The 18,358-nt window shown below is 36.4% G+C and carries 14 protein-coding genes; 11 read left to right on the forward strand and 3 right to left on the reverse strand.

Annotated elements, in window-relative coordinates:
- The first annotated feature begins 560 nt into the window (after nucleotides 1-560).
- The 10 genes from AXA65_RS11415 (at nucleotide 561) to AXA65_RS11465 (ending at nucleotide 14,534) form a co-directional block, all read left to right on the forward strand.
- Nucleotides 561-2,306, forward strand: a complete 1,746-nt coding sequence (locus AXA65_RS11415; RefSeq protein ID WP_086048182.1) for a DKNYY domain-containing protein — start codon at nucleotides 561-563, stop codon at nucleotides 2,304-2,306.
- Between the two features lie 659 nt (nucleotides 2,307-2,965).
- Nucleotides 2,966-4,420, forward strand: coding sequence for a class I SAM-dependent DNA methyltransferase (locus AXA65_RS11425; protein ID WP_063970238.1), 1,455 nt, complete (start codon nucleotides 2,966-2,968; stop codon nucleotides 4,418-4,420).
- Nucleotides 4,417-5,628, forward strand: coding sequence for a restriction endonuclease subunit S (locus tag AXA65_RS11430; RefSeq protein WP_063970239.1), 1,212 nt, complete (start codon nucleotides 4,417-4,419; stop codon nucleotides 5,626-5,628). Before AXA65_RS11425 ends, AXA65_RS11430 begins: the two co-directional genes overlap by 4 nt.
- A 4-nt stretch (nucleotides 5,629-5,632) precedes the next feature.
- A complete protein-coding gene (locus AXA65_RS11435) occupies nucleotides 5,633-6,121 on the forward strand; it encodes a hypothetical protein (protein ID WP_218281602.1) in 489 nt (162 codons plus the stop codon).
- Nucleotides 6,118-8,583, forward strand: a complete 2,466-nt coding sequence (gene hsdR / locus AXA65_RS11440) for an EcoAI/FtnUII family type I restriction enzme subunit R (protein WP_063970240.1) — start codon at nucleotides 6,118-6,120, stop codon at nucleotides 8,581-8,583. The genes AXA65_RS11435 and hsdR overlap by 4 nt, the downstream gene beginning before the upstream one ends.
- A gap of 102 nt (nucleotides 8,584-8,685) precedes the next feature.
- Nucleotides 8,686-9,375 carry a hypothetical protein gene (locus AXA65_RS11445; protein WP_063970241.1) on the forward strand — a complete coding sequence of 230 codons (690 nt, stop codon included), beginning with the start codon at nucleotides 8,686-8,688 and terminating at the stop codon, nucleotides 9,373-9,375.
- 162 nt (nucleotides 9,376-9,537) lie between these two features.
- Nucleotides 9,538-10,110, forward strand: coding sequence for a GIY-YIG nuclease family protein (locus AXA65_RS11450; RefSeq protein ID WP_063970242.1), 573 nt, complete (start codon nucleotides 9,538-9,540; stop codon nucleotides 10,108-10,110).
- Between the two features lie 26 nt (nucleotides 10,111-10,136).
- On the forward strand, nucleotides 10,137-10,847 hold the full coding sequence (locus AXA65_RS11455; protein WP_063970243.1) for a hypothetical protein: 711 nt from the start codon (nucleotides 10,137-10,139) through the stop codon (nucleotides 10,845-10,847).
- A 5-nt stretch (nucleotides 10,848-10,852) separates the two neighbouring features.
- The gene (locus AXA65_RS11460; protein ID WP_063970244.1) at nucleotides 10,853-13,288 is read left to right on the forward strand and encodes an AAA family ATPase; all 2,436 of its coding nucleotides are present in this window, start codon (nucleotides 10,853-10,855) and stop codon (nucleotides 13,286-13,288) included.
- 1 nt (nucleotide 13,289) lies between these two features.
- Nucleotides 13,290-14,534: an McrC family protein gene (locus tag AXA65_RS11465; protein ID WP_063970245.1), complete on the forward strand. Its 1,245-nt coding sequence runs from the start codon at nucleotides 13,290-13,292 to the stop codon at nucleotides 14,532-14,534.
- 391 nt (nucleotides 14,535-14,925) lie between these two features.
- Here the strand turns inward: AXA65_RS11465 and AXA65_RS20210 are convergent, their stop codons facing one another.
- The 3 genes from AXA65_RS20210 to AXA65_RS11485 form a co-directional block, all read right to left on the reverse strand.
- Nucleotides 14,926-15,570, reverse strand: a complete 645-nt coding sequence (locus tag AXA65_RS20210; RefSeq protein WP_063970247.1) for a DUF6266 family protein — start codon at nucleotides 15,568-15,570, stop codon at nucleotides 14,926-14,928.
- Between the two features lie 487 nt (nucleotides 15,571-16,057).
- Nucleotides 16,058-16,369, reverse strand: a complete 312-nt coding sequence (locus tag AXA65_RS11480) for a hypothetical protein (protein WP_063970248.1) — start codon at nucleotides 16,367-16,369, stop codon at nucleotides 16,058-16,060.
- 357 nt (nucleotides 16,370-16,726) lie between these two features.
- A complete protein-coding gene (locus AXA65_RS11485) occupies nucleotides 16,727-17,080 on the reverse strand; it encodes a hypothetical protein (RefSeq protein WP_063970249.1) in 354 nt (117 codons plus the stop codon).
- A gap of 331 nt (nucleotides 17,081-17,411) precedes the next feature.
- On the opposite strand from AXA65_RS11485, the gene AXA65_RS11490 reads away from it, so the two are divergent.
- The gene (locus AXA65_RS11490) at nucleotides 17,412-17,960 is read left to right on the forward strand and encodes a type 1 glutamine amidotransferase domain-containing protein (protein WP_063970250.1); all 549 of its coding nucleotides are present in this window, start codon (nucleotides 17,412-17,414) and stop codon (nucleotides 17,958-17,960) included.
- Nucleotides 17,961-18,358 lie beyond the last annotated feature (398 nt).

Raw genomic sequence — 18,358 nt, forward strand, 5'->3', positions numbered from 1 at the left:
ATACGCTTCGCTACTCGAACTGACAGTGTATTTTTATTTCATCTTACATCCTCAATAAAAACCCAAAACATCAATCCCCCCCGTCACTTCGAGTGATCTGACATCAGTCGGATCGTATCGAGAAGTTTCCCTACATAGGACGGTTCTCGATACGCTCCGCTACTCGAACTGACAGTGTATTTTTATTTCATCTTACATCCTCAATAAAAACCCAAGCATCAAACCCCCGTCACTTCGAGTGATCTGACATCAGTCAGATCGTATCGAGAAGTTTTCCCTACATCACGATTCTCGATACGCTCCGCTACTCGAACTGACGGTGTATTTTTATTCATCTTAAATTATCAATACAAATCCAAAACATCAATCCCCCGTCACTTCGAGTGATCTGACATCAGTCGGATCGTATCGAGAAGTTTTCCCTACATCACTGTTCTCGATACGCTTCGCTACTCCAACTGACAGATTTCTCATAAGAATCCCTATCTTAGAAACCACATTCAAAATGGTAAGCTTTTAGCTGTCGAAATTCTACTGTTTAAAAACATAAAACATAAATTATGATGTACAAATACCGATTCTTGATCTATGGCTTTTTCATTTTGCTCTTGATGCTGATGTTTGGGTTGATGTCGATCTCGTTATTTTCGGAAGATGATCCCATCAATTACAACACAAAGACCAAGGACCTCAATGGCATTTTTTCCGTGTATGATGGGAAGGTCTATGCGCTGGTTCCCAGTAATGGCCATTATGAGGTAAAAGGCGCAGATCCTGCAAATTTCAAGGTGATCAGTGGCAATTATGCCGACAACCAGATCGGCTACGATAACCAGTACGTCTATGCAGGGAATATCATTTTGGAAGGCTTGAGACCAGAGCGACTGAAGGTTCTTGGAAACAACTACTACACCGATGGGACGGCGACCTATTACTGTGCCCGCAATTCCGAGAACAACGAATCCCTAAGTGGCGTAGGCTTTATCATCGGTTTGGCTGGGCAAGGTATGGGACTGGCAGACAAGCCGCAGAACTATTGGTATCCCTTCAAAAAACTTCCGGATGGCAAAGCTTATCAGTCCAAACCGGGATTTGCCATAGCGGTCAATGATGAGGTGGCTTTTTTCAAAGGGCAAGAAATGAAAGAGTCCGATCCCAAGACCATTCGCCCGGTCAAGATCCATTATTGGGACCGGGATGTGAGGGATAGTAAAGACTATTTTACAGATGGCAAAAAGGTCTATTACCAAAATGAGCTGCTGCCATTAGCCTACAACGACAAGATCCATCAGATAGGGATCGAGGCCGATATCCCTTCCAGAAGTGACTATCTCATCAACCCTCAAAACGGAATGGTCTATGTCGATGGAAAACCGTTTGATGAATCGAAAGCCCCATACCGACTCCTGGGTATGAGTCTGGAACACGCCTACCAGGCTTTGTTCGTCTCCAAAGATGGGCTGTATTTCTATAACACCGAAACTGAAAAAGTGGAGCACGCAGGTGACAATCCATTTGAAAACAACCAGTTTCAGGAGATCGCACCGGATGTATTTACCAGTGGCAACAAAATTTACTTTTTGAAGGCTACCGAATCATGGGCAAGAAATAGAGGCTTGCAGAGCAGAACGACACATCTCTTGGAGTTAAAAGGCGTACAGGCTGCCAGTCTCAAAAAGATCAGCCATCCAGATTCCCAACAGGGAAGTGTGTGGCAGGCAGGCAATCGTTATTTTTACTTTGATGACCTCGGCAGTTCCCAGTTGATGCTTTCGTCAATCTATGAGATCAAGGATATCAATGCCCTCAAATCTTTGGCAAGTGCTGGCAGAGTAGGTCCAGATGCTATCAGGAATCTAAGCAGAAACAACAAGATCACAGAGGCAGAGGGCGAAGCCATCCTGAAAGCCAAGACCGATAGGAATAATGAATGGTACAAGTCGTATTGGCTCATCTTCGGTGCAGTGTTGTTGGTGTACGTCATCTCTTTTCTGTTCCGCAATGTGAAGGTGCATCCATTCCTCATCAAAGATGATTATCTGATTTTGAACAACCTCCTTTTCAAAAAATACAAGATTGAAGACATTGAAAAAGTAGTGTTTCGCGCAGTGAGATCCAATCCCAAAATGGGTGGCTACGGTGGCACCATGCGCATAGACCTGAAAAATGGTAAATCCAGCCGCACTACCATTTTTACGACCCGTATGACCCTCGTTTCCGAGACCGAGACACAGGTGATCACTTACATCAGAGAATTGCAAAAGCTTTTGAAAGAGGAAGGGATTGATAGTGAGTTTGTGAATTAGTGATTTTTGAATTTTTTACATTTTCCAATGTAACCTACCGGAAAACTCAGCTGACCTGATCAAATCCGATATGTTTTAAGATCCGATATTATCTATAGGCTTTTTATAGGCTCGCTATATACTTTTTATAGGCTCTGTATAGGCTTCCTATATAGTTTGCATAGGCTTTCTATAGGCTTAGAGTAAAATTTGGCTTTCAGTGTTGACCTGTATTTAATTATTTTGTCTTTTTTAAGGCAAAATGAGGAAAGCCGTAATGTTGTAGATTCGTTTTTGCTTATATTTGGAATTGAAAAAACTATTCACTTCATGATAACTTATAATGGAAGCTTCGCTATTGACCTTAGCGTTGTGAAATCTATTTTCATAGAATATTTAGAACCAGGGGGTAACCTCGTGTTTGAATTAAACAATCTAATCATTCCTTTTACATATCCTGAACAGGAAGGTAGTAATTATCACTTTTTTCCGAGTAACGCTTTCAAGTAATATTTTTATCATTTAGACTCTCTCTGCACGCTAATTATTAAGAGCCGTAGAAATGTGGGAGAATAATTAATCACTAAAAAAATAGGGATTAGAGAAAGAGTGTTAACACCTCATTTAAAAAGGAATTTTTATAAATTTGGCAATCTTAAAAAACGAAAATAAACAAATTAATGTTCGAACAGACTTTTAAAAATATAGACGATATCTTACACAAAGACGCAGGCTGCGGAAGTGAACTGGATTATGTAGAACAGACTTCATGGGTATTGTTTCTAAAATATCTGGATGATCTGGAAAAAGACAAAGCGACTGCTGCAGAACTTTCAGGGAAAACATACAGCAATATTATTGCACCGGAATTTCAATGGTCGGTTTGGGCAACACCGAAAGATGCAGGCGGAAAACTGGATCATCATAAAGCAATAACAGGCGATGATTTGGCTGATTTTGTTAATATTCAATTGTTTCCTTACTTAAAGAAATTTAAGGTAGATGCCGAAAGTGCAGATACTATTGAATATAAAATTGGCGAGATCTTCAGTGAATTAAAAAACCGAATCCAAAGTGGGTATAATTTACGCGAAGTGATTAACCGAATTGATGAGCTGCGGTTCAGAACCCATGCCGAAAAGCATGAGATGAGCCATTTGTATGAGGACAAGATTAAAAATATGGGTAATGCGGGGCGAAATGGCGGAGAATATTACACGCCACGACCACTGATAAAAACCATTGTCAAAGTTGTTGCACCGGAAATTGGGCAGAAGATTTATGATGGCGCCGTAGGTTCTGCAGGTTTCTTGGTAGAAGCTTTTGAATATTTAAAACACAGCAAAAAGCTAACGACTTCTGATGTAGAAACTTTGCAGAAAAAAACATTCTACGGAAAGGAGAAAAAATCCTTGGCTTATATTATAGGGACGATGAATATGATTCTGCATGGTGTAGAAGCTCCCAATATTGTGCATACCAATACTTTGGCAGAAAACATAGCCGACATACAGGAAAAAGACCGTTATGATATTGTGCTTGCTAATCCGCCGTTTGGTGGAAAAGAAAGAGCCGAAGTACAGCAAAACTTTCCGATAAAAACAGGTGAAACGGCTTCTTTGTTTCTACAGCATTTTATTAAAATATTAAAAGCTGGCGGAAAAGCTGGTGTGGTGATTAAAAATACTTTTCTAAGCAATACCGATAATGCAAGTGTGGCATTGCGAAAAGAATTGCTCTCAAGCTGCAATCTGCATACCGTTTTAGATTTACCCGGCGGAACTTTTACGGGAGCAGGCGTAAAAACGGTTGTGCTTTTTTTTGAAAAAGGATTGCCAACCAAAAACGTGTGGTTTTACCAACTGAACTTAGATAGAAATCTGGGCAAGACCAATGCATTGAACGAAAAAGACTTGGCAGAATTTGTAGAATTACAAAAAACCTTTGCCGAAAGTGAAAACTCGTGGAGTTTGAATGTTAGTGATCTTGACCAAAAGACCTTTGACCTCTCTGCAAAAAACCCTAATAAAAAAGAAGAAGCGGCACTGCGTGAACCCAAAGAAATTTTGCAGAATATGAAAGCTTTGGACGAAGAAAGTGAAGGTATTTTAAACTCAATTTTGGCGTTGATATGAAGCAAGGTTGGCAAATAAAAAAGTTGGGAGAGGTCTTATCTATTGAACGTGGTGGTTCTCCAAGACCAATAGAAAAATATATGACCAATTCATCCGATGGAATAAATTGGATTAAAATTTCAGATGCAACTGCCTCTGATAAATATATCTATCAAACAAAAGAAAAAATTACAAAAGATGGTTTACATAAAACAAGAGTAGTAAATGAAGGTGATTTTATACTTTCTAATTCTATGAGTTTTGGAAGACCTTACATAATGAAAACAACAGGTTGCATTCACGATGGTTGGCTTGTCTTAAAACAAAAAGGTAAAAAAATATTTGAAACGGAATTTCTTTACTATTTACTTTCATCTCCTTTTGTATTTCAACAGTTCAATTCGAAAGCGACTGGTTCAACAGTTAGGAACTTAAATATTGCATTAGTAAGTTCTGTTGATGTTCCTATTCCACCAGTTTCCGAGCAACAACGCATCGTCGCCATATTAGAAGAAGCCTTTGCCGCCATTGACAAAGCAAAAGCCAATGCCGAACAAAACCTCAAAAACGCTAAGGAACTTTTTGAAAGTTATTTGCAAGGAGTGTTTGAGAATGGGGATGTAAATTGGGAAACGAAATGCTTAGATGAATTAGGAACAATTACTTCAAGTAAACGAATTTATAAAAGCGAATACGTAAACGGTGGTGTTCCTTTTTACAGAACTAAGGAAATTAAGGAATTATCAAATGGAAAAAATATAACCTTGGAATTATTCATTTCAAGAGACAGATACAATGAAATAAAAAAATCATTTGGAGTCCCACAAATCAATGATTTACTAATGTCGGCAGTTGGAACAATTGGAGAAATAATGGTTATTGAAAATAATGACGAGTTCTATTTTAAAGATGGAAACATTGTTTGGTTTAAAGGATTTAAAAGTTTGGATACAAACTATTTAAAATTTGCATTGACAGCATTTGTGGAAAAAATTAAAAGTCTGGCAATAGGTGCAGCATACAGTGCATTGACTATTGAAAAATTGAATAAGTATAAAATATCATTTCCTAAAACATTAAAACAACAACAAACCATTGTTCAAAAACTCAACGCCCTATCCACCGAAACAAAAAAACTAGAAATTCTTTATCAGCAAAAAATCAATGATTTAGATGAATTGAAAAAAAGTATTTTGGCAAAAGCTTTTAGTGGAGAATTAAAAACATAATTTGATGGACGCTGATAAAATTACCAAAAGCTTTAGGCATGCAGCCGCATTTGGAAAACGGATAGAATACTATGTCATCGGCCTGATGTTAAAGCAAGGCTTAGATGTTTTCTTACCAATGGTGGATGATGATGCAATAGATGCGGTAATTAAAAAGCCAGACGGCACTTTTGTAGAAATACAAATAAAAGCACGGTCTACTCAAGTTAAGTTTGGTGATGGAGGTCTATTTGCAGCATTAACCCACGAGTACAGGAAGAACTATTGGTTTGTTTTTTACTCGGAAAGAATGGAGACAACTTGGATTCTATCATCCAGTGAATTCCTAAAAGAAGCAAGACAAAACAAAACAGGAATTAATGAAGGTAAGCGTTCATTAAAATTAAATGGCGTGAATTCGAAAATACAAAAAGAGCATGTACTTCCGCAATTCCAAAAATATGTAGTCAAAGATTTTAGTCGTATTATTAACGAAAGCCCAGATTTGATATGAACGAAGCAGACACAAGAGCAGAATTAATAGACCCGCAATTAAAAGCTTGTGGTTGGGGTGTAGTAGAAGATTCGAGAATTCTTCGAGAATACAACATTACAGCTGGTAAAATACAAAGTGGTGGCGTACGAGCAAAAAAGCTTACTGCTGATTATGTTCTAGTTTATAAGGGAATCAAACTCGCAGTGGTAGAAGCCAAAAGCGATGATTTGGAAGTAGGTGAAGGAGTGGCACAAGCCAAACAATATGCAGAAAAATTAAAACTAGAAACCACCTACAGCACCAACGGCAAAGAAATCTACAGCATCTGTATGAAAACAGGTGCAGAAGGTTTAGTGGTGCAATATCTCACACCGGAACAGCTATGGGATAAGACATTTGCTGTTCAAAACGAATGGCGGGAGAAATTTGCTTCCGTTCCGTTCGAAGATAAGAGTGGAACTTGGCAACCACGTTTCTATCAGGAATTGGCGGTAAACAAAGAGTTGGAAGCGGTAGCCAACAAGCAACAAAGAATTTTATTAACGCTTGCCACGGGAACAGGAAAAACTGCCATCGCTTTTCAAATTGCTTGGAAGTTGTTTCAAACGCGTTGGAATTTGTCTGCATTAGGTTCAGATTATATGGCAAGACGACCAAGAATATTATTTCTGGCCGACAGAAATATATTAGCCAATCAGGCATTTAATGCATTTTCTGCATTTCCAGATGACGCGTTGGTAAGAATCAGTCCAAAAGAAATCAGTAAAGCCGGAAGAGTTCCTACCAATGGAAGTATTTTCTTTACCATTTTTCAGACGTTTATGACAAACTCAAAAACGCCAAAGAAAGTTGAAGAAGAAAAGCCAGTTTCAATGGTTGCAGAGCCACCACAACAATATGGAACAGAACAGTTTAATTTCGGACAGTACCCGAAAGATTATTTTGACCTGATTGTAATTGATGAATGTCACCGCGGTGGTGCTAATGATGAAGGCAATTGGAGAGGCATTTTAGAATATTTTTCACCTGCTGTTCAGCTTGGTTTAACAGCAACACCCAAAAGAAAAGACAATGTAGATACCTACAAATATTTCGGAGAACCTGTTTTTGTTTATTCTTTAAAAGAAGGCATTAATGATGGTTTTTTAACACCATTCAAAGTAAAAAGAATTCAGACGACTTTAGATGATTATATCTATACGAGCGACGATCAAATTATTGAAGGTGAAGTAGAAGAAGGAAAGAATTATGTAGAAGCAGATTTCAATAAAATCATTGAGATCAAAGAACGAGAAGCCAAGCGTGTTCAAATCTATTTAGATAATGCCAATCAGAAAGAAAAAGCCATTATTTTCTGTGCTACCCAGGATCATGCTGCAGCAGTTCGGGATTTGGTCAACCAATATAAAACCAGTACTAACCCAAACTATTGCGTTCGGGTAACGGCAAATGATGGTGAAATTGGCGAGCAATTTTTAAGAGAATTTCAGGACAATGAGAAAACAATCCCAACGATTTTAACGACTTCACAGAAACTTTCCACTGGAGTAGATGCTAGAAATATTCGGAATATTGTTTTAATGCGTCCAGTGAATTCAATGATTGAGTTTAAACAAATCGTTGGTAGAGGAACCCGTCTATTCGATGGAAAAGACTTTTTTACTATTTATGATTTTGTAAATGCTTATAACCATTTCTCTGATCCGGAATGGGATGGTGATGCATTGCCATGCGAAGAATGTGGACAATTGGTTTGCGAATGTGAAACTGTAATAAAACCGCAGCCAACGCCTTGCAAAGAGTGTAATGAAACACCTTGTGTTTGCGATAAGCCAGAAAGAGAACCTTGCTCAATTTGCGGTGAAATATCTTGCAGTTGCAACAAGAGACAGAAGATAAAAATAAAATTAAGAGACGGAAAAGAACGGGAGATACAATCGATGATTGCTACCTCGTTTTGGGGAGCAGATGGCAAACCCATCTCGGCGGAAGAATTTATGAATAATCTCTTTGGGGAATTGCCAAATCTTTTTCAAAGTGAGGAGGAACTTCGAAAGCTGTGGAGCAGTCCGTTGACCCGACGAACATTATTAGAAAAGTTAAGTGATGCCGGTTTTGGTAAAGATGATCTAAGCACTCTACAAAAGTTGATAGATGCTGAAAAAAGTGATTTGTTTGACGTTTTGGAATATGTGTTCAACAGCGATATTAAACCCATGACCAGAGAAGCTAGAGTTGCAGCCGCACAAGCCACTATATTTGCTTTACTCAATGATAAACAGAAAGAATTTATTGAATTTGTATTGAGTAAGTACATAGAAACAGGCGTTGATGAACTGGATCAGGAGAAGTTGCCTGTTTTACTTCTAAACAAATACCAATCTTTAGAAGATGCAAAAGACATTTTAGGTGAAGTAGGAAATATCAGCAAACTGTTTATTGAGTTTCAACAGCATTTGTATGCAGCGAAGATTGCGTAGATGGGGATGAGAAAATTGTTATATGCAAATAGAACATCTCTAATAAAAGAATAAGGCTCTGTTCTAAAAGTATTTTTAAGTTTTTAAAATAATTTTTTAACCATGAAAGATATTAGAATTAAAGATTTAGTAACGTTTAGACGTTTAAGTGAGAGACGCCGAAGTACTTTTATTAACAATTTGCAAAAAGAAAAAATTGCAAAAGAAAAAGAAGAGAGCTCTGGTGGCGACTATTGGGTACGAAGTATCAGTGCTTTAAACAATGCTTTTAGAGAAAATGACAATCGTTTTATTACCGACAAGATTACGGATGTTATAAATGATTATAACCCAAAATTAGATAAGGGAACTAAAGTAAAATATGACAGGAATCTCCAGATTTTATATAATTATGAAGATTTTGATTTTAGAAGTGTAACGCCTTCAGAAGAAATTGAAATACTTTCAAAAGCGAGAAAAAGCGGCGTTATAGAAATAGCAGCTTTGAGTTTAAAAGTAGAAACACACCATATCTATACTTTTGCTAGTGGTGAAAAAAATTACCTTGGAGCATTATTATTTGCCGCACAAAAAGATGGATATGATCCATCAGAATTAGGAATTTTTGCAGAGGCTATTTTTAATTTCTTAGAAGCTAACTATGGTGCAAAATACATTGTACATCCTTCATTTGTAAAGGTTGTTGGTGTGATGACGCATGGAATTGTTGATTATCAAATGGTGTTGAATGGCGAGTTACCATCAATCATATTATCTACTATTGAAAATATTAAGAATCTTAACAATATTTAAATAATTTTAGTATCAACGAATAAATTCTTTTAAATATATATACGTAAACCATGAAAGCATTTATGTAAGATAGTCACTAGAAAGACAATTACATAGAGCAAATAAAAGTGAGCTGGAAAAGAGCAAAAAAAAATAAAAAAGACAAAAACTAATAATTAAAATATGAGTTATAACATTATTATTGAAGAATTTGACAGTAATATAACTGGTTATGTTGACCAACTAAAAGAAAAAATAAAGGATATCACATTCGATTCAAGTTTATCTGTGTCATTTATAATTTCTGATCATTTAGACAGTAAGAGTCTTTTCAATGAAAAAAAGCAAGGTGTTTATCTCTTTGAGCTTAACTTAGAAAGTGGTAGTCTTATTGGCACTAAAAAATCTACTCAAATAAAAAACTTTGCTGAGGACTGGACTAAAAAGAAAAATAACTCATTCTTTTCATCAAGTATCATTAAGAAGAGACTTTTACATAGGAAAGATTATAACGAGCAATGGTTGCCATTGTACATTGGTAAAAGTAAAGATCTTCATAAAAGGATCAGAGAACATATTGAATTGTCTCCATTAAAAAATACTTATGCTATGAAACTAAAGCATAGAGCTAATCTACACGGATTAGAATTTAGAGTGTCTACAATAGAATTGGATGTGAAAAATTATGATTTCATTGTTCCTTACGTTGAACGTTCTTTGAGAGAGGAGTATCATCCCTTGATTGGGAAGCAGTAAATTGTTTTTATATAAAGAATTTTAAAATGAAAGAAAAAGAATTAGTTTTTGGTTATGATTACTATGCTTATAATCCACGATTGGAAGATGCAGAAGGTATTTATTTACAAGAATATCAATTATTTTCTCATCCTGATTTAGAGGGTGCTAAAAATTATATCAGAGATTGTCTTGAAATTGTTAAGAATAAGAAAGAAAACGATATCTGCATTACTTTTTTTGCTGAAGGTGAAGAAAAAAACTTTTATCACATTTTAATTTTTAAAGATAATCAGTGGATAGAATTCGATGATATTGAGAATCTTAAAATAGGTAAGTATGAACTTTTACTCCAAAGTGAGGATTTTATAATGAATAACCAATTAGTTGTTACTTCCTGGGAAGAAATTGCAGATAATTTTAGAGCATTTCAAAAGATAAATGAAATTACTGGCTCAAAGATTATGAAATATTATAGTTCATTTTATCATTGGTACTATACTCCAGAAGAAGGTCTTTTTGCGCCAAGTAAATTTCTTGGATACCGTAATTCAAATATCGTTGACTATGATTCATCCGGTAGTGGAGGACAAACACAAAAGGCTTTGGCTAAATTTTTCACAAAATTAGAAAAGACATCGCCTGAATTTGATATTCTGTATAATGAATTACTACAAATTAGTCATAATAGTGGTAAGAAACTAAATGATCAGGTGCTTAATGGGAAAGGTGGGATTTATGTCCCAATAAAATTATAGTTTTTATGATTGATAATAAAAGCATCAATACTTTAATTGAACGCTATTCAAAAATTATAAAGGTAATTGGAGAGCCTAAAGAAATTTATAAATATGATGCGATTTCAGAGTTTCAGGAAAATTGGGATATTGATGCAAATGATTTTGCAACAATGTTTAAGAAGTCAATTTCAAAAGTTTCTAACTTATTATATCAAAATTCTTGGGGTTTTATTATCAGTGCGGTTGAACATTTTCCTATTGAAACAAGAGAAATGTTCGAGAATCTATACAATGAAAATATCTCTTTAGAAGAGAGGATATTTTCATTCCAAACTGCCTCACAAGATTTATTAGAGTCATTAAAAGAAATATTAAACCGTGATAATTTTAATGCCCAACAGGATGAGAGAACGATATCTGTTTATTTAGGTTTTAGATATCCAGAAATTTATACGTTTTATAAATTTTCATATTTTAGTGAATTTTGCAAGGAGTTCAATATTGATATTCCGAGAGGAACGAGCAAGTATCTTCTCTTTCAAGAGATATCAAAAGCTTTTCGTACTGAAATTGAAAGCAATGAGAACTTTCAAACCTTTTACAGATCTTTTTATCCCAAACCGATGTGGGACGATACAAACTTGATGATTCAAAATGTTTTGTTTTTGGGTTATAAAGAAGATGTGTCTGGACTTTATAAAGGAGTTTTAGATGGTTTCAGTAATAATGATTTAGCATCTTATTTTAATTTTTTAGATGTTATTATTGAGAATTTTAAATTAAAAAAAGGCAGTCAGAAAATTGTTTTTAACGTTTCTCAAAATCAGTTGAATTTTACTATCGGACAAAAATATATTTGGTGTATAAAAAGCAATATCTCAAATCGTGTATTTAAAATAATTGCGGATAAGGAATTTTCGTCTAAGACAGAAAAATTCAAGTCTTCTATCAATTCGTATCTCAATCATTTTTCCGATCTAGATAATCTCTCAATAAATGAAGATAGTATATTTCAAGCTATATCAGAGGTTATATCCAAAACAATAAGGTCGAGTTATTTGAAATTTAATAATCAATTTATAGAACGTCTAGCTTTTGACAAAACGTTTAGAAACTTAGTACTCAACATACAAATTGATGATCAATCATATAAACATCAAAGCATAAATAATATGAACTTTCCACTCAACCAAATTCTTTACGGTCCACCTGGAACAGGAAAAACATATCATACGATTACAAAAGCTATTGGTATTGCCAATCCAAATTTCAATATCCACCAGGATAGAGAAATTATTAAGGATGAGTACAATCGTTTAGTAGAAACAGGTCAAATTGTCTTTACCACTTTTCATCAAAGTATGTCTTATGAAGATTTTATTGAAGGAATAAAACCAGTTATGACCGAAGATGAAGGTGAAGTAAATTATGAAATTCAAAATGGAATCTTCAAAGAAATTTGTAAAACGGCTTCAGAGGTAAACGAAATTACAGTTGTTGATAATTTTGAAGATAGTTGGGGGAAACTTATCGAGGTAGTTAAAGAAAATATAGCAGACGATAAACTTGTTAAAATTGGATCGTGGGAGTATGGACTTTCAACAAAGGAATCCCTAAAGTATTCATCATTAAATTCTCCATCTCAATATACTTTTACAATAACAAAGCAAAATATTCTGGACACTTATCAGAATAAGCAAGCAAGACCTTCTGGTGCTTTTCAGAAAGATATGGAAGATGTGGTCAATTATATGAAGGCAAATTTACAGTTATCTGACTATAGAGAAAATAACGACAAAAATCAAAATAGGAGTAAAGAAAGGAATTACGTTTTAATCATCGATGAGATAAACCGTGGTAATGTCTCACAAATATTCGGCGAACTTATTACATTAATTGAGGAAAGTAAGCGTTTAGGTAATCCAGAAGAATTAGAAATCACACTTCCGTACAGCAAAAACAAATTCGGCGTTCCGTCAAACCTTTACATCATCGGAACAATGAATACCGCAGACCGAAGTGTAGAAGCTTTGGATACAGCATTGCGACGCAGATTCAGTTTTGTCGAAATGATGCCGGATTCAAATGTTGTTGAAGAAGGCAATTTTCAGGATTATCATCGTGTTGGGATCATGGAAAAGATGAATCAAAGAATTGAGTTATTACTGGACAAAAATTATACTTTAGGACACTCTTATTTTATCAAGGATGATTTCAAAGCTTCATTTAAAAATGAGATTATTCCTCTGTTGCAGGAATATTTCTACAATGACTGTGGTAAAATCGGATTGGTTTTAGGGAAGGGTTTTGTACGTGAAAAGGAAATTTCGAAAGTCAATCAGAAGAATGTATTTGCTGATTTCGATACCAGAAATGATATTGATGTCATCAAATCTTACGAGTTGATCCCTTTCGATGAAGTTGATTTTCAAGATGCAATAGATCTATTGTTGGCTTAAAATGTTACGGAGCAATACCATACAAGTTTTCGAACACACCTTCCTTCCCATTGAAAAAGGAAGTTTTGAACAGCGTCATTTTGTGGCGTTGTCCAAGTTGAATGCCTTACATGATTATCAATATTTTGATCTCAAGCATAATGGAGTTGTTTTCAAACAATATGTAGGTGCTATTCAAGTAGATGATTTGACGATAGAAATCCTTCCCAAGATTGACCGTTACGAATCTGAAGATCAGGAAAACAAAACAAAGTGGCAAAAGGTATTAATAGAAATGTTGCGTGTTACCAAAAAACTGAAAATTCAGCAGGTTGGTCAGGCAAACGTCACTAAACAATCCATCCATTTATTAGATATTTATTTCGAGTGGTTTCTGAACGAAGTTCAATTGCTGATTCATCAAGGACTGATAAAACAATATTACAAAGAAACCGGAAACGTAAAAGCGCTGAAAGGTAAACTGGAATTTGCAGGTCATATCAATAAAAATCTTGTTCACAAAGAGAGATTCTACACCACGCATCAGGTGTATGATAAAGACCACTTGATTCATCAGATTTTGGGACAGGCTTTGGAAATTATTGCTGCGTTATCGCAAGGAAATTATCTCTACAGTAGGTGTAAAAAGATACAACTCGATTTTCCTGAGGTGAAACCCATCAAAGCCAATGAAAATACGTTTTCGAAAATTCCAAAGTCAAGAAAGATAGTGCCTTATGAAAATGCTTTAGCCATTGCAAGGCTAATTATTCTCAATTATGCTCCTAATATTTCTAGTGGTTCCGAAAAGATGCTGGCTTTGCTGTTTGATATGAACAGTCTATGGGAAGAATATGTATTGGTAAGATTGAAACAAGCTTGTAATGATAATAATATGGAAGTGTACGGTCAGGCTTCGAAAGGATTTTGGAACGGCATTACAATAAGACCAGATATTGTTTTAGAAAAAAATAAGGAAGTCATTCTAATTATTGATACAAAATGGAAGAACATCGATCAATCTCAACCATCAACGCATGACTTGAGACAGATGTATGTTTACAATGAATATTGGAAAAGCACAAAATCACTTTTATTATATCCTTCTAATAATTTCAAGGAAAAAATTGTAAAGTTTGACTCATTTGTTGCTCTGATTCAAGATGAGGAGCATCACAAATGTGGTTTAGGTAAAATATCTGTACTGACTACAGACAATAAATTAAATGAAAATATTGGTGTTGACATTCTACAGATGATGGCTTAATATCTAAAAAATAACAGTCTCCAAATTCAAAACTCTGTCAGAAATCATATCCCCCAAAAAAAATTCCCCTCCTCTGGAGGGGTGCCCAAAGGGCGGGGTGGTCCTCCTGCTACCTAAAACCCCACAACCTTCATTAAACGCTCAAAAATTTTGCGCCCTTTAGGGTAGGGGTAACAAAATTTCCTATCAACTCCAACTGATACCAACAACCCATCAATTCCATCAAAAATCCCAACACCACCTTTGACGAAGTCAAACTTTAGCGCCTTAAAACACCGCCCTTTAAAAAAAGAACCCATGCCTTTGCGTTAAAAAAAGCGCAACATCATTCAGACATTGCACTTTCAAAAAAAACAGAGAATCTCTAAGACACTCAAACACGCCAACCCATCTAACTTACCACAATATCCCCAACATATTCAGAGATAGAAACCCGCTTTCCATCTGCACTCAGCAGACAAAGCCAGACGTGCATTGTTTTTCCTACATATTTGTTTAGAAGATTGACCGTCGCCGTGCCATCGGTTCTGGTAGCAACATTCCGCAACAGTTTCGGGCGGTTTTCATCTTGCGCACAGTAGAGGATACAGATCTGGTCTGTAGGCAGGGCATCTGTGCCATCACTGTTATCTTCCCAGGTCACCGTAAAGGTAGAAGTGGTTGCAGAGGTCAGGTTATTAAGCGGAGCTTCTGGCAGGTCACCTTTAGAGAACATGATCTCTTCATTGGCACGCTCGATGGTCAGGGCTGTAAAATCGATGTGATAAGCATTCATAATGTTGGTCATAGCCATATTGTAGCGCGAACGCAATCCCGACCGTTCCCCAAAATAATCACTGGCAAACGATTTGTAGCCGGAAATAAACAAGGCAGACAATTTCATACGTTCTTTTACCAACGCTTGCTTCGGCGTAGCAGGCTTGTCATTTTTCTTTGGACGGATTCTGGAGATTTCGGTTCCAAATACGTTGGCAATTACAATTCGACCGGTACGACCCTTGGTACCACCTAAAATGGAGTCAGTAACTTTTCCCATGATAATTTTTTTTTTTTGGTTTATGATGTAAAGTTGAAAAAAACACAGGCTCCTCTACTTTTTCTTACCTCATTTTACCTCATTTTACCAAAAAATACTGAACATTACACATTTCCGTATCCGCGCTGTATCCGTTCCGTAACCATGCCGTATCGCCGCGGTATCCATTCCGGAACGTTCATGCATACTCGATGTATAAATAAAAAACAAACTTTCATTGATGATTATTAGCTTACATACACAACCTAAAATTCCACAAATCAACAACGTTTGTCATCTTTTCACCTATCATCACGTTTTTATAACGCATCAGAAACTGATACTTTAAAAACCAATGCAATGACATTCTTTACACACCCAACTTTTCGCAACCGTCATCCATCAACAGATCCTCAAACCTTATGCATCACCACACAGCCGAAGTTTAAGTCACAAAAAAAGACAGACCCAATGTCTGCCTTTCTTCTTTGTTTTTCGATTGCAACTTTTAGTCTTCCTCATTTTTATTTTTTCGCCGTCTCAATTCTTTTTTCTGATTAAGCTCCAAAAGATCCTGGAGGAGATAGGGAATAAAAGTTAAGTACCGCCCTCTGAAAGGGATGAATGAGAGGTAGCCGTCTTCTCTGCAGTTGTAGAGGCTTTTTTTACAGATTCTCAGTCTTGTTAACAATTCTTCGTCGGTGATAAAGAGATCAAGGCTGTGTTGGATTTTAAAAGGTTCAACAGAAACGTTTAGACAGCTGACTGCATTTTCAAGAGCCTTGGTCTGGGCTTCTGAAAGCGGGAAAATTGGTTCCATGAGATTGTGTTTTTGATTTTGTAATGTGAAGATAATAAAATTGTAAACAATATACAACTAGGTAGTTAACGTTTTTTTTTTTTAGTTGTAATTCAATGTCTTGATTCGACCACTTAGATCAATATTGTATAAACATCCCACATCAGCCTAGAGCAAATGATCATATTATAAAAACACAAATGTCAATGTCTTAACATAACTCAAATACTTTGTCAGTCTGAGGTTGTTGACAACCTATAAATAAGATTGCTGGCTTAGCCAGCGCGAAATAAGATTTCATTCAATGGTCTAGACAAAATAAAATGTTAATACAGATAAAAGAAATTAGTCAGTGGTCTGACAGTAATCACAGTCACATTAATTCAAAAACCCACCAACATCGATCCGTACACAAGACTCGCTCCCCAAATAAAGTGGATTCCCATGTTTCTCGGACCAGAAGCCGTCCAAAGTATCGCTGTTGAGACAACGGTAGACCGCCACACCTTTGTAGATCTGCTCGTCTTCGCCTTCATAACTGAAGTTGATGACCAGGATGTCATCTTTGAAAAAGCCCGTCCCATTCTGGATATGGTCACCAATCTTCCATTGCGCGATGACACGTTGGTTCTCGTCCAGATTTAAAGTCAATATCCCGTGATAGGAATGGCCTTTCTCTTCCTGATTGCTGCCTTCCACCGCATAACTTCCCACAAGATCTTGTACTGTCATTGTCGTTTTTTATTTCAAACAAATTTAAGCGATCTCATTTCTATTCAAAAACAATCCCTTCAGATAGAAATTTTCCTCCCTTTAGGGTTGGGGCAAGAAAATTTTTCCACATACACTTTTAATTTTCTTCCCTTTAATAATGTGCAGACAAGAAAATTTCGCCACTTAGCAATCATAATTTAACATATTAAGATAGTAGAACAAAGTTCTTTCACCTCACGACCCGTAACCCGTAACTCCCACCTTTAACAAACTTTTATAATTCTCAGAACCCGCCTTGGCACTATATTTTCTTAGTTGATGACATACTAATCATAAAAAATATATTATTATGTCAAAGAAAATAGCGATCCTCGCAACCCACGGATTTGAAGAAAGTGAATTGAGTTCTCCAAAAGAATATTTGGAACAACAAGGTTGGACCGCACACATCGTAAGTCCGCAAGATGGCAGCATCAAAGCCTGGGCAGAAAAAGATTGGGGAAAGGAATACAAGGTGGATGTGACGCTAGACGAAGCTTCGGCTTCTGACTATGATGCCCTGGTGTTGCCGGGTGGTGTCATCAATCCAGATAAGCTGAGAACCAATCAGGCAGCCATATCATTTGTACAGGATTTCTTCAAACAGCACAAACCGGTGGCAGCCATTTGCCATGGTCCTCAGATCCTGATCAGTGCAGGCGCTACAGAAGGTAGAAAAATGACCTCGGTAGAATCGATCAGCATCGACCTTAAGAATTCTGGAGCGATTTGGGAAGACAGTGAGGTGGTGGTGGACAATGGTCTGGTGACCAGCCGTACACCTGAAGACCTACCGGCCTTCAATGCCAAAATGGTAGAGGAGATCAATGAGGGAAAACACGAAGATCAAAATCTTTAAGCGTTTTCTTCTACATCATAATAAGACCTGGGTTTTTGCCTGGGTCTTTTTTTGGTGAGGAGTTGGAGGGTAGGAGTGTTGCGGGGTTTGAGAATTGGTTGATTACTTTACCCAAAACCCGAAGGGTTCAACATCAGTAGCCGTAGCCTATGATATAAGGAATTAAATTTTTAATTGGGCTTCGCGAGCCTCATCCTGACAATATTGCGTTTGCTTACAGATAACCCGAAGGGTTCAATATCAGTAGCCGTAGGTAAAACCTATGGTGAAATACCACGGTTCTCGATACGCTTCACTACTCGAACAGACGGTATATTTTTATTTCATCTTACATTATCAATACAAAACCAAAGCATCAACCCTCCGTCACTTCGAGTAATCCGACTTCAGTCGGATCG

This window comes from Chryseobacterium sp. FP211-J200, from assembly GCF_001643375.1.
Classification (GTDB): Bacteria; Bacteroidota; Bacteroidia; order Flavobacteriales; family Weeksellaceae; genus Epilithonimonas; species Epilithonimonas ginsengisoli.